The sequence below is a fragment of the Gilliamella sp. Pas-s25 genome (assembly GCF_009795885.1).
Classification (GTDB): Bacteria; Pseudomonadota; Gammaproteobacteria; order Enterobacterales; family Orbaceae; genus Gilliamella.
On sequence record NZ_WTEV01000097.1, the window covers coordinates 1 to 346 of the forward strand.

The 346-nt window shown below is 41.0% G+C and carries 1 protein-coding gene; it reads right to left on the reverse strand.

What is annotated here, in order from left to right; translation table 11 throughout:
• Nucleotides 1-280, reverse strand: a 280-nt coding sequence (locus tag GQ593_RS13495; RefSeq protein WP_160432485.1) for an RHS repeat-associated core domain-containing protein, incomplete at its 3' end; no start/stop codon positions are given.
• Nucleotides 281-346 lie beyond the last annotated feature (66 nt).

Genomic DNA, 346 nt, shown 5'->3' on the forward strand with positions numbered 1-346 from the left:
CTAACGGATCAACCCAATTTATCGGATCGCTACCAGCATATTGGTAACTATTTAGTCCGCCGAGTATACCGAGCGGATCTTGGGTAATATATCTACCTGTAAATGGGTCGTAATAACGGTTTAGGTTGTAGTGTAACCCTGTCTCCTCATCATAATATTGCCCTTGGAACCTTAACGGGTTATCTGGCAGGGATTGGAAATCGTCTTGATGGTAGGTTTCGTTTATTATCTGCCCATAGGCATTATACTGGCATTCATAGAGGGTGGAATGGCAACACATTTTCAAACAAAAAAATTAAGGGATAAGTGTTTTTTAAATTCAACGGGAGGCAAGTAGCCTAACGAA